Source organism: Collinsella sp. AM33-4BH, assembly GCF_003469205.1.
In the GTDB taxonomy this organism is placed as follows: domain Bacteria; phylum Actinomycetota; class Coriobacteriia; order Coriobacteriales; family Coriobacteriaceae; genus Collinsella.
This window is the reverse complement of sequence record NZ_QSIN01000012.1, coordinates 32,670-53,553: the sequence shown is the minus strand read 5'-3', so window position 1 is coordinate 53,553 and position 20,884 is coordinate 32,670. Positions and strand designations below refer to the sequence as shown.

Sequence of the window (20,884 nt, the reverse complement as noted above, 5' to 3'; positions counted from 1 at the left end):
TTCATTCTATTTGGCTTTCGCTCGCAGGCGTGGATGAGAGGCTCTCTTTAGCCTTCGAGATTGGGCTTGAATGGGTCGTATGCCGCAAAACGGGCCTATCTACTACGTTTGCTACCACACCCTCGACCATGACAAAGATTATGAAATTAAAACCGCAGGTAGAGGGCTTGCTAATATTCGGAAAAGGCGGGTATGGTCGGCCCTCTCGAGTTAAACGTAGTAAATAGGCCCTTTTCTTGGCGCGTGGTCAGCTCAATGCTAATCTCCGTGCCGGAACTGACCCAGTTGTTTGTAGGTTGCGGTGATATACGGACTGTTTGGCGCTTTGGAGCTTCAAAACAGTCCCTATCTCACCGCAACTTAGGAGAAGGGCGGGGGTGGTTGGGTGCTGGTGGGTCGGAGCGTGTTAGGCCTGTTTGCGGCACTTCCATTGTTTGCGGCACCAGCGCATGAGCGCCTTTATGACGGGAATCGTGATGAGGATGATCCATGCAGGATGGGGCTGTCCCAAACAGAGCCACATGTAGAGGAACCAAGCGATGGCGGCTGCCGGGTAGATGGCCTCGATCAGCTTAGACAGGTGGCGCCGATCGATGAAGTCACCAATCGCGTAGTAGACGGGAACCAGAAAGACGAGGAAAAGCCCCATGCCCCATGTGCCGTAGACAATGCCGAGCACCAGATAGGCGAGAGTGACAAGTGCGGGGAAGGGGAATTTGTTCCATGCACGTCCGACCTTGGTGTGGAAATGCTTGCCATGATGGTCGAGCTTGTCGTGTGCTTCCTTCCAGCTGGAAAACGTCTCGCCGTCGATGGTGACGGTGCCGTCGTCATTGGTGCGTACGCTATGTCCATCGTCCTCAAGCGTATCGATATGCACGCCGTCCGGCCCCACATGCACCTCTTCGCCCTTGCGCTCGTTGGTCACATGGATGCCGCTCCAGCCAACATGGACTTCCTCGCCTTTATTGGGATCAATGACGTGGATACCGCGCGCGAGGGAAATATCGACAAGTGGCTTATCGCTGCAATCAGCGTGCTCAGTAGAAGCCTCAGCCTCTTCAGCCTCATCTGAAGCTTTGGTGCCGGCGTTGCTGTTCCGTGCCTCATCATCAGCTTGCGAGTCATCAGTGCTATCCACCGCCTCCCCATACAGCAGCTCATCCAGCGACACGCCATACAGCGCGGCGAGTGCAATAAGGTTATCGGTATCGGGCGAGGATTCGCTGCGCTCCCATTTACTGACAGCCTGGCGGCTTACGCCCAGCTGTGCAGCAAGTGCCTCTTGAGAAAGCCCAGCGGCTTTGCGGCGATCGACGAGGCGCTGTGCCATCGCAAGATCCATGGCAGTTCCTTTCATGTGGTGACCGTAATCGAATGAGCCGAGTATGCCGAGAACAACCGGTAGCGACCACCATTTCTAGTTAGAATCTGCCCCAACCCTACCGCAACTACCGGTAGCAACCCCTAACGACCAGCCATTTCAGGACAAATGTCAGTGCTACTCTCAGCTAAGAGCCTGCAACATCCCAAAATCTCAGCCCACGCACTTGCAGCAAGAAGACGAATAGCCTCGGCCTCCCTAGTTACCGCAGGAGGCCCCAGGGCTTACCTCCCAAATCTTTCCGCAGGACGGAAGGATCCCGCCGCGCGGAGCGCACGGCGGGATCCTGACATGTCCGAGGACGATTTGGGAGGTAAGCCCTGGGGTCTCCGATGAGAGCAGTTTCGGCCGAGGCTATTCGTCGCCGAAGCTGATGCCCAACGCCTTGGCCTCGCGCACCAGATCGCTCTGCGGGTCGACATATTTGAGCTTGCCGGCGACATCCTCGAGCGGCATGTGGCACATCTTGCCGTCGCGCAGGGCAATCATGTAGCCAAACTCGCCGCGCAGGCAGCCAAGCGCGGCCTCGACGCCGCACTGGGTCGCAAAGATGCGGTCCTGAGCGTCGGGCTGGCCGCCGCGCTGCGTGTGACCGGGGATGGCGACGCGGGTCTCGCGACCGGTCTTGGCCTCGATCTCCTTGGCGATGTCGTAGACGATCGACGGGCTCGTACGCTCAGCGAGCTTCTTCTTGTACTCCTTCTTGGACAGCGCCGCGTCCTCCTTGGAGATAGCGCCCTCGGCGACGGCTACGATCGTAAAGCGGCTGCCGGTCTCCATGCGATGCTCGATGGTCTTGATGACGTTATCCATGTCGTAGGGGATCTCGGGAATCAAGATGACATCCGCACCGCCCGCGACGCCGGCGTACAGCGGGATCCAGCCAACCTTGTGGCCCATGATCTCGATAACGAACACGCGGCCGTGACTCGAGGCAGTGGTGTGGATGTCGTCGATGCACTTGGTGGCGACGTCGATGGCGCTCGTAAAGCCAAACGTCAACTCGGTGCCCCAGGTGTCGTTATCGATGGTCTTGGGCAGGGCGATAACGTTGAGGCCCTCTTCGCGCAGGCGGTTGGCAGTCTTGGTGGAGCCGTTACCGCCCAGCATAAACAGGCAGTCGAGCTGCAACTTGTGATAGGTGTGGACCATCGCGGGCACCTTCTCGACGCCGTCGGCCTCGGGAATGTTCAGGCGCTTGAACGGCGTGCGGCTCGTGCCCAGGATAGTGCCGCCGCGGGTGAGGATGCCGCTAAAATCGGCGGGAGTCATAACGCGGAACCTGCTGTAGATAAGGCCCTGATAGCCGTCCTCAAAACCGTAGATCTCGATAGGCTCTTCGCTATTGGTCATGAGCGTTTTGACGATGCCGCGCATGGTGGCGTTGAGCGCCTGGCAGTCGCCGCCACTGGTAAGAAGACCGATCCTGAGCATGATGAATCCTTCCGGGCAAGTTATAACATGCGCATAAGTTTACCCCCGCACACTGTTGATGCGGAGGTAAAACGTGTTAGCTCAAGCGTATAGAAATGTAAGCAGCGTCAGGCGAGCGTAAGGACGACGGGCCTGGCTCCTTACAGCGCGAAGGCGTCGACGTCGCCCCAATGGCGGCGCAGCGTGATGGCGGCAGCGGGCTCGGTGTTGTCAAAGACGACCGACCACTGCGTGTTGCTGGTGATGTCTTCCGGATTGGGCTCTTGCGCCGCAGCGCGAAGGGCCTTCCAAGCGACTGCCTCGTCTTGGGCGCCGGCATGGGCGTCGAGGACATCGGCGATTGCGACGGCGCGCTCTTTACCATGGCCCAGCTCGCCATTCTTTTGGTTGGGCAGCACTTCGTCGCCATAGCAGGCGTAGAAGTTTGTAACCTGGCGTACAGGAGTCGCTTTGAAAGCGCGGTCCGGATCGCGCGGATCCCACTCTACTACGCGCGCGTCACCGGCGGCGTCGTTGATAAAGAAGTGGTAATCGCGTCCTGCCATGGCGTGCATGTCGTAGGCAGAAAACAGGTCGACGGCCTCCTGCGTGGTAGCCGCGCGGTCGAGCACCAGGCGGATGGCGAGCGAAGTGTTGATGACGGGGCGCTGCGTGTCCTGGTCACAGGGTTTGGAATCCAGAGTGAGTACGGCAATGGACACGCCGCATTCGTTAACACCGTCGAGCTGGGCAAACGGGCCCATCAACGCCGCGGCGCGTCCGGCGACGGAGTCAAGCGGAGTGTTATCGCCCAGGTTGTTAAGGGCGGCAAACCCGATGGAGGCATAGCCGCCGTGTGGGTGATTACGCACCAGCAGCGCCGAGGTGTCGTCCTTAAAGTCGTAATTGCGACCGGTGCGCACGCGGCCTTCGGCATCTACGGCGACAAAAGCGCTGCAGGCAAACTGGGGCGCCTGGACATGTGCCGGCACACCGGGCAGCACCTGCGCCACCACGGCATCGATATAGGCCTGGTCGTCGCGCACGCCAGCGGCGATGATGCGATCAAGATCGTAGTCGTAGGCAATGTCGATTTCGTACAGGTCATAGCCATCCGCGTAGCCGGTCAAGCGTTTGAGTGACGCGGCGGACTTGATTTGTTTGTGATAAACGATGCCGGTGGCAGCGGCAAGGCCGACGGCGACTCCCGCGACACCGCAGGCGATGGCAATGTTACGTGGCTTCATGACGGCTCCTTTCGTCCTGTTAGCGTAATTGTCGCAAAAGGTGCACGGACATGATGGCTCAACTTGGCGAGCGGCGCGGGATTAAACATGGAATGAAAGGCACGGCACTGGCGCGGCGGGGTATGCTGGAGGGGACCATCAACCCAGCGAAAGGGGAGAGCATGACGGATCAGGAAACGCCCGAGCGCGCGCATGTGACGGCCGACGATATCGAGGCCGCCAACGACCTCATCGACTTTATCGAGGCATGCCCCAGCATGTTCCATACGGCGGCGACTATTATGGCCGAGCTCGACGAGGCGGGCTTTACCTACCTGCCCGAGAACGCGGCGTGGGACATCGAGCCGGGCGGGCGTTATTACACGCAGCGCAACACCTCGAGCGTTGTTGCCTTTAAGGTGGGCGAGGACCTGGCTGCTACGTGGGGCGAGGACGGCGTTGCCGGCGACTACCATTTTCAGCTGACGGCGTCGCACAGCGACTCGCCGACGTTTAAGGTTAAGGCCGTGCCCGAGCTCGACGGCGCGGGCGAGACGCTGCGCCTGAACACCGAGGCCTACGGCGGCATGATCGACTACACCTGGTTCGACCGTCCGCTGGCGCTCGCGGGCCGCGTGTTGGTGCGCGAGGGCGACCGTATTGAGAGCCGCCTGCTCGCCACCGAGCGCGAGGTCGCTATCATTCCGAGCCTTGCTATCCATATGAACCGCGGCGTTAACGAGGGCTTTGCTCCCAATCGCGCCGTCGACCTGTGCCCGCTCATCAGCGCTGGCGAACTCAAGCAGGGAGATTTTGACGCCCTGATCGCCGACGAGTTGGACGTTGAGCCCGAGCAAATTTTGGGCCGCGACCTGTTCCTGGTCAATCGTCAGGATGCGCGCATTTGGGGCTGGGCCGACGAGTTTATCTCGACGCCCAAGCTCGACGACCTGGCCTGCGCCTACACCTCGCTGCAGGCATTTTTGGGTGCTGAGAACGCGCACGACGTTTCGGTCTTCTGCTGCTTTGATAACGAGGAAGTTGGCTCCGAGACCAAGCAGGGCGCCATGTCGACGTTCTTGGCCGATGCGCTGCGCCGCATTAACGGATCGCTGGGCTTTGACGACGAGTCGTACCACCGTGCGCTTGCCGCTTCGATGCTCGTGAGCTGCGACAACGCGCATGCCGTGCACCCCAACCACGCCGAGAAGTGCGACGCCCGCAACCAGGTTGTGCTCAACGGCGGCATCGTCATCAAGGAGGCCGCCAACCAGCACTACTGCACCGATGCCTTTAGTCGCGCGGTGTTCCAGGCCATCTGCGATGACGCCGACGTGCCCACGCAGGCCTTCGCCAACAAGAGCGATATGGCCGGCGGCTCCACGCTTGGCAACCTGTCGAACATGCAGGCGAGCATGCACGCCGTGGACGTGGGCCTGCCGCAGCTGGCCATGCACTCGAGCTACGAGACCGGCGGCGTACGCGACGTGATGTACGCCATCCGCGCCCTCACCGCCTTCTACGAGCGCAACCTAACCATCAACGGAGCCGAAAGCGTGGAACTCTAAAACCTGCCAAAAAAGGGATGTTAATTTTGGCAGGTTTTATCTGGGCAAATGCCACAACGCCAACGGCAAGACGGAACTGCTAAGGCTTGCAGATGAAGCCGACGCCAGCGAAACGCCGCAGGTTGAACAAAAGTCAGCGAGAGCCCGCCGTTTGAGCCAAGGTGCCGTGAAATGAAAAGGCGCTGACCTTCTGGTCGCGCCTTTGAAATTGAGCGGCAGATTGGCCAAACGGCGGGCTCGCAGCGTCGGCTCATTACGCCGTTCGTTAGAACGGCGTAATGCTTAGTGTTCAATCCAGCAGCGCAGCGTTTCTCCGGCCTGAAGATGACGTAGATTCTCGGCGGCGATGTCGACCACGTTGTTGAGCGTGGCTGCCAGGTGGAACCAGCCGGAGACGTGCGGCGTGATGAGCATGTTGGGCGCATCCCACAGGGGGCTTGTCGCAGGCAGGGGCTCGGGGTCGGTGACGTCGACCGCAGCGCCGGCAAGATGTCCCGACTCCAGGGCGGCAACCAAGTCGTCGGCGACCACAAGATCGCCGCGGCCGCCGTTGGTAAAGAAGGCGCCCGGTTTCATCGCGGCGAAGAACTCGGCGTTCGCCAGGCCGCGGGTCTCGGGTGTGCTGGGCATAAAGGATGCGACGATGTCGGCCTCGGCTAGGCGCTCGGACAGGGCATCCATGCCGTCCATGTCCTCAAACACAATGGGATAGACGAGCGGATGGCGCTTGATGCCGCGGACGTGCGCACCCATGCTGCGGCAGAGCGTGGCAAAGTGGCCGCCGATATCGCCCGCGCCCAGCACCAGCACGTTGGCATTTTTGAGCGAGGCGACCGGCCCCAAGTCCTCCCAGCGATGCTCGCGCTGCAGGTCCTGGTAGCCGGGCAGGCGCTTCATCATGGAAAGGACCATGGCAAACATGTGCTCGCTCACGGCCTGACCGTAGGCGCCGATCGAGCAAGACAGCTTGGCGTCAGCCGGCACGGTGCCAGCGGCAAGGTAGTCGTCATGGCCGGCGGTCTGCAATTGCAACAGCTGGAGATGCTCGCATGCCGTGAGCATGTCAGGGTCGATGTTGCCCAGGATCACGTCGGCATCGGCGACCTGCTCGCGCGTGGCGGCGTCGGAGCTCGTGTAGATAAAGTCCTCGCCCGGAGCGCTCGACTCAAGAATTGCGCGATGGCGGTCGTTGACGGGCAGCAAAACCAGGATGTTCACAAGCAGTCCTCTCCGCTCGACCTGCCAAAAAGGGACAGGTTTATTTTGTCAGGTTTTATCAGGCAAAACGCTATAAAAACGCCGGGCTTCGCGATGGTTAACATATCCATCGCGAAGCCCGGCTCATCCACGGCTACCAGCTCAGCAGCTCGTAACCGTCCTCGGTCACTACGAGCTGTACCTCGCACTGGGCCGAATCGCTGCCGTCCTTGGTGCGCACGCACCAACCGTCACCCTTGCTAATCTTGATGTCGGGCGCTCCGGCATTGACCATAGGCTCGATGGTAAAGACCATGCCCGGAGCCATGATGGTGTCCACATCGGGTGCCTCGGTGGTAAAGCCCACAAACGGGTCCTCGTGGAACTCCTTACCGATGCCGTGTCCGCCGTACTCACGCACCACGCTAAAACCGGCGTCCTCGACCGTCTTTTGCACGGCCTCAGCCATCACGGAGAGCGGCAGCCACGGCTTGACGGCAGCCAGACCCGCCTCCACGCTGGCGCGGGTGACGTCGACCAGGCGCTGGCGCTCGGCAGAGACCTCGCCGATGCAGAACATGCGGCTCGAGTCGCTAAAGTAGCCGTCTAGGATCGTGGAGCAGTCCACGTTGATGATGTCGCCCTCGTGCAGCACGTCCGTATCGCAGGGGATACCGTGACAGACCACGTCGTTGATCGAGGTGCAAACGCTCTTGGGGTAGCCCTCATAGTTGAGGTCGGCCGGCGTGCCACCGTGCTCGACGGTGTAGTCGTAGATCATCTGGTCGATCTGGTTGGTGGTCATGCCCGCGGCGATGTGCTCGCCTACGTAGTCGAGCACGCCCACGTTGATGGCGGCCGAGCGCTTGATGCCCTCGATATCGGCGGGCGTCTTGTAGAGCGTGCGAGGCAGAACCTCCCAGCCCTCTTCCCACAGGCGCTCGAGGCGCTCGTCGAAGGCGTTATGACATTTCTTATATTTTTTGCCACTGCCGCACCAGCAAGCGTCGTTGCGGCCAGGCACGGGTCCATTGTCAAACATGGCTAACTTCCTTTCATTCGCAGCTAGTATAGCCCACCCACGCGTCCATAAAAGTTGCGGTGATATAGTTCCGATTTAAGCGGTTTAACAGCACAAATAGGAACTATATCACCGCAACTGATGGGGCGGGATGGCGGGCACTAGCTGCTGCGTGGTTTTGCTAGTAGCTCACCTGGCAGGGGATGCCGAGGGCGCGCACGCGCGCGGCAATGACGTCGAGCACCTCGGGCGCTGCTTTGGCAAGGCCGGCGATCGGTGTCTCGCGCGCCACCGTGTAAATGGTCGCTTCTTGTGGGCGAATGCGCTCAAGCGCCGCGAGCCAGGGGGCAACGTACTCCTCGCCGGTGTTGTCGATGGGCTTGCCCTGATACTCACCGGTCAAAAAGATCGTCTGGATAATAACGTGACCGTCAAAGCTTGCGAACGTCTCAATCTGGTGCTCGACGTCGTAGGGGCCAACAGGCTGGTCGAGCAGCTGGATAAACGCCGGGTCGACGGTATCGAGCTTAAGAATGTTGTCGTCAACCATCATGAGCGCGTCGTGCACCTCGGGGCGATCGGCGCGCGTACCGTTGGAGAGCACGGCGATCTTGGAGTTTGGGGCAAGCTCGTTGCGCAGCGCCACGGCGCCGGCGATAGCCTGAGGAAACTCCGGTGCGGCGGTGGGCTCGCCGTTGCCTGCGAAGGTGATCACATCGGGGAGCTCGCCCTCGGCTGCCATCTCGCGCAGCTTTGCCTCGAGCGCGTCGAGTACCACGGCAGCCGTGTTGTACGGCTCATGGCAGGGGCGTTCGGCGTTGAGGCCGTTTTCGCAGTAAATGCAGTCGAACGTGCAGATTTTGCCGCTGGCCGGCATCATGTTGACGCCGAGCGAGAGACCAAGGCGACGGCTGCGAACGGGCCCAAAGATGGGGCTTGCATTCAAAAACGTAGACATAGGCATATGCTCCTCAAGACAATTGTGCCTAAGCATAGCATCGGCTCCAAAGCAAGGTGCGGGCTCTTGCTTTACAAGTTTCGTTTTTTCACGTCGCTCATTATGCCGTGCCATGAAAAGCCTCGGGTCGGGTAAAGTTAATCTGTTAACAAGGCGTAAGGCAATACGGGTCCATCCAACCGCACTGACGTGCAACCGGATGAGCGTTGATGATGGGGGCACAACATGGATTTTACGGTCGAGAATGCGGGCACCACGATTGCCTGTCGCGAATATGCCGGCCCAGATGTGTCGCCTGATACTCCTGCCTTGGTGTGCGTGCACGGCGCTTGTGTCGACGGCACATTTTTCGACGGTATCGCTTGTGAGCTCAGCCGCAACTACCACGTAATTGCCTACGACCGCCGCGGCTGCGGTGGCAGCAGCGATGCGGCAGACGGCGGCTATGATCTTGCCGCCCAGGCCGCCGACCTGCAAGCCGTGATCGAACACGTTGGCGCTCCGGCAAATGTGCTTGCGCATAGCGCCGGTACGTTGGTGGCGCTGGAGCTTCTTCGCACCGAACCCCATCTCGTCGCCCGTGCGATTCTGCATGAGCCGGCTGTGTCGGCCGAAGGCGTCGGCATGGGCGCAGCTCCGGTTTTGCTCGATATGATTGCGGCTGGAAAGGTTTCAAGGGCGCTCCGGCTTTTCTTGGGAGCCCTCGGCGACTTGGACCCCGAGGCTCCCGGGACGACCGAAGCGGAAGTCAAACATGCCCTGCGCAATGGTCGTTGCTTTATGGCCAATGAATACGGAACAAATATGACATATGCTCCCGACTGGGAGCGCGCCCGCGCATCGAAATCCGTTGCTGCTGTGCTTCTCGGCGAGCTTTCGGTCGATACACCCCGCGAGGCTGGCACGCGAGCGGCTGCCGAATATCTCGATTGCCCCCTTGTGACGATCCCGGGCGAGCATAACGGTTTGCGCGATCGCCCCGTTACGGCGGCAAACGCCGTTCGCGATGTCTTGGAGCGTTAGCACGCTCGATGACCTGCGGGGAGAAGGGCTGCTGGCGTTTCGTCATTGTTAACGAATGCGCCCATAACCGCGCACCCGAGGCTCCATTACCGCCGTTTGCCAGGTCATAAAAATGTAACGATAAACGCGCGTTTGCCTTCAGCTGTTAGATGTTACCCTTGTACCAATTGATATGCACCGTTGCCGTGCGTAACGATAGAAAGGGCCCCCTATGCTCAATAATCACGAGGCCAATCTAACCGACGAGGAGGCTGCCGCCGAGGTCGCCCGTGTCGCGAAGACCTACCCCGTGGTACGTTTGCTGTCGGCCGACCAGATTAAGGGCGATCCCAACTGCCTGCTCGCCGGCGATCGGTGTCCCTGTCTGCGCCAGTCAGGTCTGGAGGTCTTGGCAGGTTCCGATGAGGTGTCGGAACGGCTGCTCAACGGTGGCGTTGAGTACCGCGCTCGCCTGCGCCCTCTGAAGGTCGAGGGCGAGCCTCACGTCCTGCTGATGGTGCGTCCGATTGATGAACAGGAGACCGCAGAAGAGGACCTTGTCTACACCGACGTGCTGACGAGCGTGCGCAATCGCCGATATTACGAGGAAAAGCTTCGTAGCGCCCGCATGCAGGCCGGTGTGGCCATGATCGACCTTGATGATTTTAGGGTCTTCAACGATACCTGTGGCCGTCATGCCGGCGACCTTGCACTCGGTGCGGTGGCGACGGCCATACGCAGCAGTATTCGTTCGACTGACGAGCTTGTCCGCTATGGCTGCGATAAGTTTGTGGCCGTCATGCCCAATATCCCCTCCGATGATTTCGCCCGTCGCCTGCGTCACGTATCCGATGCCGTTCATTCCACGGTTATTCCGGGCCATGAGCGTGTTAGCTTGACGGCATGTGTTGGTGGCGTTCGCATTAATGGCGAGACGGTCGATGAGGGCGTTGGCCGCGCTGTCCAATTATTGAGCCGCGCTAAGGCAAAAGCCGGTACGGTCGTGACCGATGCCGATTCCATCGAGGCCTTCCAAAGCGAAAAGCCTTCGGTGCTTATCGTCGATGACTCCGAGATGAACCGAGCTATTCTCAGCGAGATGCTCAAGGACGAGTATTGCATCCTCGAGGCCGATAGCGGTCGCGCGGCGCTCGACATGGTCGACCGCTATGGCGATGAGTTGTCGCTCGTGCTGCTGGACATTGTCATGCCGGGCATGAACGGCTTTGAGGTGTTGGGCGATCTGTCGCGCCGGTCGATTATTGACAATCTGCCTGTCATCATGATCTCGAGCGAAGATTCCGACGATGTGGTGCTGCGCGCGTATGAGCTGGGTGCCTCGGACTATGTCAACCGCCCGTTTGACTCTCGTGTCGTGCGTCGCCGTGTAAGCAACACCATCCGCCTGTACGCCAAGCAGCGTCGTCTGACGAGCCTGCTGTCCCAACAGTACAACGAGCGCGTCAAGAACAGCCGCATGCTCATCGACATCATGGCCGGCGTCATGGAGCTCCGCAATGGCGAGAGCGGCAGGCATGTTACGAACATCGAGAAGCTGACCGAGCTGCTGCTTGGCTGCCTGGTCCACCGTAGCGACAACATCTCCCTCGACAATGAGGAGCGCTCCACGATTGCCCTGGCTTCGGCGCTGCACGATATCGGCAAGATGTCGATTGACGATGCGATTCTCAACAAGCCCGGGCGCCTCACGCCCGAGGAGTTCGAGATTATGAAGACGCATACCACGATCGGCGCCGACATGCTGCGTGAGCTGGGTCGCCATCACGCCGGCAATGCGCTTATGGAATATGCGTACCAGATTGCGCGCTGGCATCACGAGCGCTGGGACGGCAAAGGTTATCCCGACGGCCTTAAGGGCGACGATATCCCCATCGCCGCACAGGTGGTGTCGGTGGCTGACGTGTACGATGCGCTGACGAGCGTGCGCGTGTACAAGGATGCTATTCCGCACGAGGAGGCGATCCAGATGATCCTGGACGGCAAGTGCGGTACCTTTAACCCGCTGCTGCTCGACTGCCTGCTCGAGGTGCAAGACCGTATTGCCGAAACATTGGCGCGCCCCGCCGAGGTCGTTGCGCTTCCTACGATTTAGTTTGACCAAAGGAGTTTGAATCCATGATTTCCATGCGTGAGGCGTATGAGAAGATCGGCGCCAATTATGATGACGCTTGCACTCGGCTGATGGGTGAGGAGATGCTTGCCCGTTTTGCCCTCAAGTTTTTGGATGACGAGAGCATGGACAAGCTGGAGGCTGCCATGGCGGCAGGAGACGCCAAGGAAGCGTTTATGGCGGCGCACACGCTCAAGGGCGTGAGCCAGAACCTGGGATTCGATAATCTGTTCGAGCCGGCGGTCGTGGTGACCGAAGCGCTGCGCGGTGCCGATACTGTTGACGGCGCTCGTGAGGGAATGCATGCGCTGCAGCAGCAATATGCGGCCACGATGTCGGCCCTACGCGAGGCGGCTGAATAAGAGCTTGCGTGCCTTGGGCTGTGCGCCTGCCGCGCATAGGTAAAGGGGCGCCCCGTCGGACCATGTGGCCGGCGGGGCGCCCTTATCTGCTGTGCCGTCCGTGAACTAACGAGCTTGCTTTACCTTGGCCGCTGCCTCGACAAACGACTTCCACAGGTTAAAGTCGGTCTCGAGCGTCTGCCAGGTGTACTCGGGATGCCATTGCACGCCCAGGCAGAACGGCTGGCCTTCGACTTCGATGCATTCGGGCACGCCGTCGGTTGCCTTGGCGACCAAGCGCGTGCTTTTACCCAGACGATCGACGCAGCAATGGTGTGCGGAGTTGGTCTGGATCAGCCTGTGCCCGCCAACCGCGCGCTCCAGCAGCGAGCCCGGCACGACCTCGACAGGATGCACAGGGTCGTTGAGCACGTGGGTATGGCGCCACTGTGTGCGGCCCTCGCGCGCGCCCAGGCTTGGCACGTCCATGCACAGGGTGCCGCCGGTGGCGACATTGAGCAACTGCGTGCCTCGGCAGGTGGTAAAGAGCGGCTTTTTGGCGCGAAGCACCTCGTTAACCAGCTTAAACTCAAAACGGTCGCGGATCTCGCAGCACAGCGTGGGGTCGTACGGACGCTCGTCGCCCCAGCGTTTGGGGTTGACGTCCGGGCCGCCGGGAATGGCGATGCCGTCGGCGATTTCCACGTAATGACGGATAACATCGATGTCTTCGGTAATAGACATCTGCAGCGGCAGGCCGCCGGCGGCAAGGATGGCATCGACAAAGACACTTGCGATTTCCTCGTTGGGGGAGAGCGTCTCGCTTAAAAACGGCTTTGCCTCTTCCCAACGCGGCGCGACGAGGATGAGAGGACGGTCGGCGGGGGCAACGTCGACATGCGGGGTGTAGGACGATGAAGTACGAGTTCCGATCATAGGTGTAACTTTCGAGTTTGGATGGTCATGGCGAGCGAACATGGCAATTGGGCTAGTGGCCCTTGATGGAGTTGAGGAAGTCCTGGGCACGCTTGGTCTGGGGATGGTCGAAGAACTCGTCGGGCGTGCCGGTTTCCACGATCTGACCGTCGGCCATAAACACGACGCGGTCGGCCACGCGGCGGGCAAAGTTCATCTCATGCGTAATCACGATCATCGTCATGCCCTGTTGGGCCAGGCGAACCATGACCTCGAGCACCTCGTTGATCATCTCGGGGTCAAGGGCGCTCGTGGGCTCGTCGAAGAGCATGGCCTTGGGCTGCATGGCAAGCGAACGGGCGATGGCGACGCGCTGTTGCTGGCCGCCCGAGAGCTGTGCGGGCACCTTATCGGCCTGCTCGGCAACGCCTACGCGGCTCAGCAGGTCCATGGCGCGCTCACGAGCCTCCTCCTTGGACACGCCTAGCACGTCGACCGGTCCCAGCATGACGTTCTGCAGCACCGTCATATGTGCGAACAGGTTGAACTGCTGAAACACCATGCCCAGTTCGGCACGCATGCGGGCAAGGTCCTTGCCTTCCTGCGGCAGGGGCTCGCCCTCGATGAGGATCTCGCCCGAGTCGATGGTTTCCAGGCGGTTGATGGTTCGGCACATGGTCGACTTGCCCGAGCCCGAGGGGCCGATCACCACGACGACCTCGCCGCGGTCGACCGAGAGATTGATGTCGTTGAGGACGTGCAGATCGCCATAGTGCTTATCGACGTGTCTGAGCTCGATCAGCGGCTGATTGCCGGTGGAAGAGGTGCTCTGTGCCATGGTGCTCGGCTCCTTATGACTCGAAATGGTAAAGCGTTAGCGGATGATGGTCGCGCCGGTCTTGTGCGAAACGTAGACAGCGGCCTTGTTGATCGCGACGTTGATGAGGATATAGATGACCGCGATCACTAGGTAGACCGACACGAGTGCATCGTAGTTGGTAATGAGCACGCGGGCATTTTGCATGAGGTCGGGGTAGCTCACCACGTAGGCGACGGTGGTGTCTTTGACGACGACCACAAGCTGCGAAATCAACGACGGAATGATAAACCGAATAGCCTGCGGCAGCACGATTTTAAAGGTGATTTTAGCTTTGGAGAGACCGAGCGCCTGGGCGGCCTCGACCTGGCCGCGCGGCACGGCGTTGACGCCGGCACGGAAGATCTCGGCCAGTACGCCGGCCGCAGCGAGCGCGACGGGAAGCGTGAGCATCCAAAACGACGGCAGTGCGATCTTGTACTGGGGCAGCACCAAAAAGAAGAAGTAGATGAACAGCAGGCTCGGCACGCCACGGAAGAAATCGGTGAGCACGCGGCAGACCAGCTGCAACGGCTTGATGCCGCTCGTGCGGCCGAGCATAAGGGCTAAGCCCAGTACCAGCGCAATGACGCCGGCGGTGAGTGCGACTTTAACGGTGCCCTCAAAACCGGCAAGCAGGAACTTCCAGGTGGTGAGGTGCGTAAAGAAGTACCAGTAATGGACCGAAAGCTGGCCGGTCGCATAAAAGCGCTGCAGTACCAGAGCGATGAGCGCGGCCACGGCAACAAGTGAGATGGCGGTGCCGACGCGAATCTTGGTGCGCATCTTGGGGCCGGGAGCCTCGTAGAGCGCATCGCGCATGGTGAGCGCGGAGGTGGAGTGCTTGCTCATCGGAGGATCCTCACCTTCTTATCGATATAGTTGCCAATGTGGCTCACCACAAAGGCCGTGCCCAGGTAGCCGAGCGCCGAGATAAAGAACGCGGCGACGCCGCCGAGCGAGCGCGTGTTGATGTAGCTCACCACGCCGGTGAGCTCCTGCGGTTTAAGCGGCACCTGGCTGCCGAGCGCGGTGGTGAGCATGACGGCGATAAAGAGGTTGGTCATGGGCAGCACGCTCGAGCGCAGTGCCTGCGGGATCACGATCTTGGCGAGGATGCGGTTGAAGCTCATGCCGAGCGAGCGGGCGGCTTCCACCTGGCCGACACCGACGGTGTTGATGCCGCTCATAAAGTTCTCGGAGCCAAAGGCCGAGCCCAAAAGGACCGTGGCGACGATAACGCAGGTGCGGTAGGGCAGGACGACCTTGAGCGGCGGCAGCGCGTAGACGACGATGATAAGCAGCGCGATGCCGGGGATGTTACGGAAGACCTGGACATACAGGTCGCCAAAGACGCGCAGCGGCTTGAGCGGCGACACGCGCATCACGGTGACGGCGACGGCCAGCACCATGGCGATGGCAAACGACTCAAGCGTCGTGCCCCAGGTTGCGAGCAGCGCGTCGATATAGTTCTGGCCATAGAGCGACCAGAGCTCGGAGAGACTCATGCGGACCTCCTGCCGGTAAGGAAAGGGGCTCCCGTGCGTACGGAAGCCCCGACAACTCAGTAAGGAAACAGTTTAGCGCAATAAAGCGCACCGTGCGTTTCCGTATGGTTTCGTTGCGGCCGTTACTAGGCGCGTTGCCTAGGCGCCGATCTCGGGCAGCTCGGGAACATTGGTGTCGCCCGTACGGTCGCCGATGCAGATCTGCCACAGCTCGGTCCAGGTGCCGTCGTCCTCGATCTTCTTAAGGAAGTCGTTAACGAAGGCGACGCCGTCGGAATCGAGCGGCAGACCGATGCCATAGGGCTCCTTGCTGCCGAAGGGCTTGCCGGCGATCTTGTACTTACCGGGCTCGCGGACCAGGGCGCTCTGCTGCATGTTGTTGTCGATGACGTAGGCGTCAACGCGACCCTGCTGAAGTGCCTGGCGGGCCTCCTCGTCGGTCTTGAACTCCTGCTGGCTGGCCTTGGGAGCGAACTCCTCCAGGATGGCGGGGCCGTTGGAGCCGGACTGGACGGCGACGTTCATGTCAGCCAGGTCGTCGACGCTCTTGATGTCGTCGTTATCCGCGAGCACCAGGATGGCCTGCTGGGTGTAGTAGTAGGGGCCGGCGAAAGAGACGAGCTTCTTGCGCTCGTCAGTGATGGTGTAGGTGGCAAAGACGGCGTCGACCTGGCCATTCTGCAGGACGGACTCGCGCGTGTCCGAGGTCACCTGGGTGATCTCGACCTTGTTCTCGCCCAGAATGTAGTTGGACAGGAGCTGTGCGATACCGGCGTCGAAGCCGCGGGTCTGACCGTCTTTCTCGTTGAGGAGGGAGAAGAGCGTGGAGGTCTGAACGCCACCGATCTTAAAGACGCCGGCGTCCTTGACGGCCGTGGCCCAGGTGCTGGCGGCGATGGCATCGTCATCGGCCTTGGGGCCGTTGTCGACGAGCTTGTCGAATGCCTTGGCGTCGAGCGTGGTGGAAACTTCGGTATCCTCGGAGCTCTTGGAGGAGCCGACGGCGGAACCCTTGTCGGCCTCGGCGCTGGTGTCGGAGCAGCCGGCAAGACCAAGGCCGGCAACGGTTGCGAAGGTGGCGGCAACGAAGCCGCGGCGGTCGAGAACGACCTGCTGGGAGAGGTTCTTGCTCATGGTAGAACACCTTTCTCAATAAAATCCCTAGCGGTTGAGTAGAGTTATACCCTATCCCGCTCAAATGGGTCAACACGAAATAACTCAGAAACATACTTACCTTATGGGTTATTCTACCTACCATAAAGGGACAGGCACCTTTGTGGTGGTTCTTGCAGATGTGGTGGCCTGTCTCGCTGCTTTGTCTCAATCTGTAACAGGTAGACGAGGAAATGGGTTCTAACTGTTACAGATTGAGATTTTCTCTTCAGGGGAATTCGAATGTCTCGATCTGTAACAGTTAGACGGCCAAAAGGTCTCTATCTGTTACAGATTGAGACAAAGGTCAGGGGCAAAGACGGTTTGTCTAGATCTGTAACAGTTAGACGGGAATTCGGGCCCTAGATGTTACAGATTGAGATAATCGCGCGCGAAAATAAAAACCTCCGCAGGGGTGCTTCCCTTGCGGAGGTTTTTTACTCGTTAAGTAGCCTAACGGCTTCGGCGGCCATGTTCTCGGCCGTCATGCCGTTCTGAGCGAGCAACTCGTTGGGGTCGTAGCGGTCGGGGAAGCCCTTGGCGATGCCAAAGGTGCGCGTGCGCACGGGCGTGCAGGCCAAGTAGCACGCGACGCGCTCGCCCCAGCCGCCGTCCAAGATGCCGTCTTCGAGGGTGACGACAACGCGATGCTTGGCGGCAAGGCTGTCGAGGAACTCGCGGTCGAGCTCGGTTGCATAGCGCGGGTTGACGAGCGTGGCCTCGATGCCGTACTCGGCAGTCAGACGGTTTGCCACGCGCTCGCCCAGCTCAAAGAAATCGCCAAGCGCGAGCACGGCCACGTCGCGACCCTGGCACACCACGTTGTAACGAACGGCGCCGTAATCGGCGTCCTCGGCAGGCGCAAGATCGGGGCGGCTTACCAAGCCAATGCCCGGCACGCGAATCGCCACGGGATGCTCGCGGTGGTCGAGCGACCAGCTCAGCATGGATAGGTATTCCTCCATGCAGGAAGGCGCCAGGTAACGCATATTGGGGAGAGCGCCCAGCATAGAAATATCAAAGAACGAAAGATGCGTCTCGGATGTGGTGCCAAAGATCGATGCGCCAAACACCAGGATGGTTGCGGGGACATCGTTGAGGCACAGGTCGTGCCACAGCTCGTCGTAGGCGCGCTGCAAAAACGTGCCGTACACACCAAAGACTGGCTTGGCACCCGAGCGCGCAAGCGCGGTGGCAAAGGTCACGGCGTGCTCCTCGGCAATGCCCACATCGACGAACTGTTTGCCGGCGGCGGCGCGAAGCTCGGGTGTAAAGCCCATGATGTAGGGCGTGGCGGCCGTGATGCCCACGACCTGCGGATCGTGCTCGATGGCGGCGCTGAGCGCCTCGCCCGTAATGTCGGCATAGGTGCGCGGCGCAGGCTCGCTCGGATGGCCCGGGCAGAGCTTGCGCCCAGTCGCCATGTCAAACGGACCCACATGATGCCAGCGCTCGGGGTCGCTCTGGGCTGGCTCAAAGCCCTTGCCCTTTGCGGTGGAGACGTGCAGCACGATGGGATGATCGATATCGCGCAGCTCCTGCAGCGTGTCGACCAGGGCCAACACATCGTTGCCGGTGTCCAGATAGCAGTAGTCGAGCCCCATCGCGCGGAAAACGTTGCGCTCACAGGTGCCGTTGCTGGCGCGTAGCTCGGCCAGATTGCGATACAGGCCACCGTGGTTTTCGGCGATGGACTGGTCGTTATCGTTGACGATGATGATCAGGTTGCTGTCGAGCTCGGCGGCATTGTTAAAGCCCTCAAACGCCAGACCGCCCGAAAGCGAACCGTCGCCAATGATGGTGATGACGTTGTACGCATCGCCCGCCAGGTCACGAGCGTGCGCCAAGCCGCAGCCCAGACTCACCGACGTGGAGGTGTGGCCCATGGCGAACAGGTCGTGCTCGGACTCGTCAGGATTGGCAAAACCAGAGGCCTCGCCGTAGCGTGCCGGGTCGATATAAGTGTACGCGCGCCCAGTCAGCGCCTTGTGGGCGTAGGTCTGGTGCGAAACATCAAAGACAATCTTGTCGATGGGGGAGTTAAACACGCGATGGAGCGCAACCGTAAGCTCAACGACGCCCAGGTTGGGGGCAACGTGCCCGCCGACGGCGGCGGAGCTTTCGAGGATGGCGTGGCGGATCTCGCCGCAGAGCAGCGGAAGCTCGGCGCGATCGAGAGCCTTGACGTCCTCGGGCGTTGTCGTTTGCGTAAGCAGCATCGTTGTGGGTTACTCCATGCGAATCGTGCGCCGGCACTCCCTCGGCCGGCACAATTGCACAAGACAGTCTCGCACATTTTGGCGTTTGATATGTGACGGCGGCGCGGTAATTCGCCAACTGGTGGGGCAAAACGTTTTGTCCGATGCCATACTGGTAAATTCGATGATGATTTTATTCATTGCGCGCAGGCCGCGGCTTGCCGCCGAGCGCCGCCGGAAGGAGGCCGCATGTCCGATACCGTTCGTGCCGAGAAAATCGCGCGCGAGGTCGACGATGCCGCCCGTCAGCTTGCCCAGGCGGGCCGCTTGGACCTGATGCATGAGTTTATCCAACATGGCGATGTGACGGTCTATACGCATGTGACCTCGGTAGCGCGGGCAAGTCTGTCCTTTGCCGAGCGCCTGGGCCGCGTCGGTATCTCCGTCGACCGCTTATCGCTGCTGCGCGGGGCCCTGCTGCACGATTACTTTCTCTATGACTGGCACGATCCCGACCCAAGCCATCGACTGCATGGCTTTCGTCACCCGTTTTTTGCCTTGGCGCGTGCGGAGGAAGATTTTGAGCTGACGCCGCGCGAGCGGAATATTATCGTACGGCATATGTTTCCGCTGGTACCGGTGCCGCCGACGTGTCGTGAGGCATGGATTGTGTGCCTGGCGGATAAATGGTGCGCACTGCGCGAGACGATTGCCGGCCGTCTGCCGCGCAAAGGCGGCGCGAACGATTTGAACGAGGGCCCGAGTGACGGCTCGAGCAAAGAATCGAACGAAAAGAGGAGTGGGTAGACGGTGGGAACCGCGATCGACATGGCATTTGACGGCGCGACGCTTGCCGCCTGTCCGCTCTCGGCGCTGGTACTCTCGTTTGCCTTCTACGGTTTTTGCGGCTGGGTATGGGAGTCGACAGTCTGCGCCATGCTCAACCACGGACGCTTTGCCAACAGCGGCTTTTTGCTAGGGCCGTGCTGTCCCATCTACGGTGCGGGCGGCATTGCGTGCTGGTTGCTGCTGCGTGGAATCCCAGACGCCTCGAGCCAGTTTGTCGCTGCCGCGCTCGTATGCAGCGTGATCGAATATAGCGTGGGCGTGCTGTTGGAAAAAACGACGGGTGCCCGGTTTTGGGATTACTCGCATCTGCCGTTTAACCTGCACGGACGCATCTGCCTGTACTGGGCCTGCGCGTTTGGCTTGGGTGCGTTGTGTATTTGCCGTTTAGTGGAGCCGGCATTGCTGGGGCTGCTTGGCCATCTGCCGGTGCTAATCGTGCGCTTGGCCGCCTTTATCGTCGCGGTCGCGATGATGGTCGATGCGGTGTGCTCGTTGGCGAGCTGGCGGCGTCTGTCCGATCAGCTTGAGCGTGTGCGTGCCGACCTTGCCGACCGCATCAATGAGTCGCTTGCCGACGCCTCCGACTCTATGCTCGAACGTATTCCCGATTCGGCGATTGACTCGGTGGCGCAGACGCATATCCGCGGTCGCGCCGTTAACGCTTGGCTGGCCGAGCTGGGCGACGCGGCGCTCGATGCCCTGCGCGAGAAGACTTCGATGCCGACGTTTATCTCGGATGGTGCTCGCGGCCTGGCGCTCGCTGCCCGCCGCGTGGCCGATGCCGCGCCGAGTATGCCGCGTCCGTCGCTCGGTCGTCGCCTTGCCGGCAAGCGCATGAGCCGCCCGGTACCGAGCGTGTCACTCAGCCGCCGCGACCTACGCTTCTTTAACGCCTTCCCGCGTCTGCGCATCAATCGTTACGAGGGTGTCATTCGAGCTACCGACCTCCGCGACCGAGCCCGCGAGCTGTTCCGGCGCTAGCCAGAGCGGAGCCAAGCGAGCCCTTCTCGTTCGCACGTTTCCCGTTCGTTTCGCGTCCGTTGCCGCGCCGTTTCCAAGATTGCGGTGCCGTTTCCATTCGACAACGCAGCGTTTAACAACGCCGTATCTGGTCTACACCAGTTGCCCCTCGGCCGCATCATGAGCGCCGACAACGTTCATGCGA

Annotated in this window: 18 protein-coding genes; 6 read left to right on the top strand and 12 right to left on the bottom strand. The window is 60.6% G+C overall.

Translation table 11 applies throughout. The features are described 5' to 3' along the window. Positions 1-406: 406 nt before the first annotated feature. From DW821_RS08720 to DW821_RS08710, 3 genes are all read right to left on the bottom strand, one after another. On the bottom strand, positions 407-1,345 hold the full coding sequence (locus tag DW821_RS08720; RefSeq protein WP_118066523.1) for a helix-turn-helix domain-containing protein: 939 nt from the start codon (positions 1,343-1,345) through the stop codon (positions 407-409). A gap of 393 nt (positions 1,346-1,738) precedes the next feature. Beyond that, the gene (locus tag DW821_RS08715; protein ID WP_118066521.1) at positions 1,739-2,818 is read right to left on the bottom strand and encodes a 6-phosphofructokinase; all 1,080 of its coding nucleotides are present in this window, start codon (positions 2,816-2,818) and stop codon (positions 1,739-1,741) included. 140 nt (positions 2,819-2,958) lie between these two features. Further along, entirely contained in the window at positions 2,959-4,044 is a 1,086-nt protein-coding gene (locus DW821_RS08710; protein WP_118066519.1) for a carcinine hydrolase/isopenicillin-N N-acyltransferase family protein, read from the bottom strand. Between the two features lie 161 nt (positions 4,045-4,205). Between DW821_RS08710 and DW821_RS08705 the strand changes: the two genes are divergently transcribed. Then, positions 4,206-5,591, top strand: coding sequence for a M18 family aminopeptidase (locus DW821_RS08705; RefSeq protein ID WP_233553041.1), 1,386 nt, complete (start codon positions 4,206-4,208; stop codon positions 5,589-5,591). A gap of 282 nt (positions 5,592-5,873) precedes the next feature. Here the strand turns inward: DW821_RS08705 and DW821_RS08700 are convergent, their stop codons facing one another. From DW821_RS08700 to DW821_RS08690, 3 genes are all read right to left on the bottom strand, one after another. Next, entirely contained in the window at positions 5,874-6,809 is a 936-nt protein-coding gene (locus DW821_RS08700; protein ID WP_118066517.1) for a D-2-hydroxyacid dehydrogenase, read from the bottom strand. 133 nt (positions 6,810-6,942) lie between these two features. Beyond that, positions 6,943-7,830 carry a methionyl aminopeptidase gene (locus DW821_RS08695; RefSeq protein ID WP_118066515.1) on the bottom strand — a complete coding sequence of 296 codons (888 nt, stop codon included), beginning with the start codon at positions 7,828-7,830 and terminating at the stop codon, positions 6,943-6,945. Positions 7,831-7,990: 160 nt separating this feature from the next. Beyond that, positions 7,991-8,767 (bottom strand): radical SAM protein, encoded by a 777-nt coding sequence (locus DW821_RS08690; protein WP_118066513.1) that lies wholly within the window; start codon positions 8,765-8,767, stop codon positions 7,991-7,993. Between the two features lie 225 nt (positions 8,768-8,992). On the opposite strand from DW821_RS08690, the gene DW821_RS08685 reads away from it, so the two are divergent. The 3 genes from DW821_RS08685 to DW821_RS08675 all read left to right on the top strand — a co-directional run bounded on the left by DW821_RS08685 (position 8,993) and on the right by DW821_RS08675 (position 12,262). Beyond that, positions 8,993-9,790: an alpha/beta fold hydrolase gene (locus DW821_RS08685; protein ID WP_118066511.1), complete on the top strand. Its 798-nt coding sequence runs from the start codon at positions 8,993-8,995 to the stop codon at positions 9,788-9,790. A gap of 211 nt (positions 9,791-10,001) precedes the next feature. Beyond that, complete coding sequence (locus DW821_RS08680) at positions 10,002-11,882, top strand: HD domain-containing phosphohydrolase (protein ID WP_118066509.1); 1,881 nt, start codon at positions 10,002-10,004, stop codon at positions 11,880-11,882. A gap of 23 nt (positions 11,883-11,905) precedes the next feature. Next, positions 11,906-12,262, top strand: a complete 357-nt coding sequence (locus DW821_RS08675; protein ID WP_199584322.1) for an Hpt domain-containing protein — start codon at positions 11,906-11,908, stop codon at positions 12,260-12,262. A gap of 105 nt (positions 12,263-12,367) precedes the next feature. Here the strand turns inward: DW821_RS08675 and DW821_RS08670 are convergent, their stop codons facing one another. From DW821_RS08670 to DW821_RS08645, 6 genes are all read right to left on the bottom strand, one after another. Then, positions 12,368-13,177 carry a gamma-glutamyl-gamma-aminobutyrate hydrolase family protein gene (locus DW821_RS08670; protein ID WP_118066507.1) on the bottom strand — a complete coding sequence of 270 codons (810 nt, stop codon included), beginning with the start codon at positions 13,175-13,177 and terminating at the stop codon, positions 12,368-12,370. Between the two features lie 52 nt (positions 13,178-13,229). Continuing rightward, on the bottom strand, positions 13,230-13,994 hold the full coding sequence (locus tag DW821_RS08665; RefSeq protein ID WP_117746439.1) for an amino acid ABC transporter ATP-binding protein: 765 nt from the start codon (positions 13,992-13,994) through the stop codon (positions 13,230-13,232). A gap of 36 nt (positions 13,995-14,030) precedes the next feature. After that, complete coding sequence (locus DW821_RS08660) at positions 14,031-14,864, bottom strand: amino acid ABC transporter permease (protein WP_118066505.1); 834 nt, start codon at positions 14,862-14,864, stop codon at positions 14,031-14,033. Next, entirely contained in the window at positions 14,861-15,520 is a 660-nt protein-coding gene (locus DW821_RS08655; RefSeq protein WP_118066503.1) for an amino acid ABC transporter permease, read from the bottom strand. Before DW821_RS08655 ends, DW821_RS08660 begins: the two co-directional genes overlap by 4 nt. 138 nt (positions 15,521-15,658) lie before the next feature. Then, positions 15,659-16,654, bottom strand: a complete 996-nt coding sequence (locus DW821_RS08650) for a glutamate ABC transporter substrate-binding protein (protein ID WP_118066501.1) — start codon at positions 16,652-16,654, stop codon at positions 15,659-15,661. Between the two features lie 455 nt (positions 16,655-17,109). Beyond that, positions 17,110-18,891 carry a 1-deoxy-D-xylulose-5-phosphate synthase gene (locus tag DW821_RS08645; RefSeq protein ID WP_117584136.1) on the bottom strand — a complete coding sequence of 594 codons (1,782 nt, stop codon included), beginning with the start codon at positions 18,889-18,891 and terminating at the stop codon, positions 17,110-17,112. A 228-nt stretch (positions 18,892-19,119) separates the two neighbouring features. Here DW821_RS08645 and DW821_RS08640 point away from each other — a divergent pair, with 228 nt between their 5' ends. Together DW821_RS08640 and DW821_RS08635 are read left to right on the top strand one after the other, a co-directional pair. After that, a complete protein-coding gene (locus tag DW821_RS08640; RefSeq protein ID WP_117584135.1) occupies positions 19,120-19,677 on the top strand; it encodes an HD domain-containing protein in 558 nt (185 codons plus the stop codon). 3 nt (positions 19,678-19,680) lie between these two features. Continuing rightward, positions 19,681-20,700, top strand: a complete 1,020-nt coding sequence (locus tag DW821_RS08635) for a putative ABC transporter permease (RefSeq protein WP_233502699.1) — start codon at positions 19,681-19,683, stop codon at positions 20,698-20,700. The last annotated feature ends 184 nt before the right edge of the window (positions 20,701-20,884 follow it).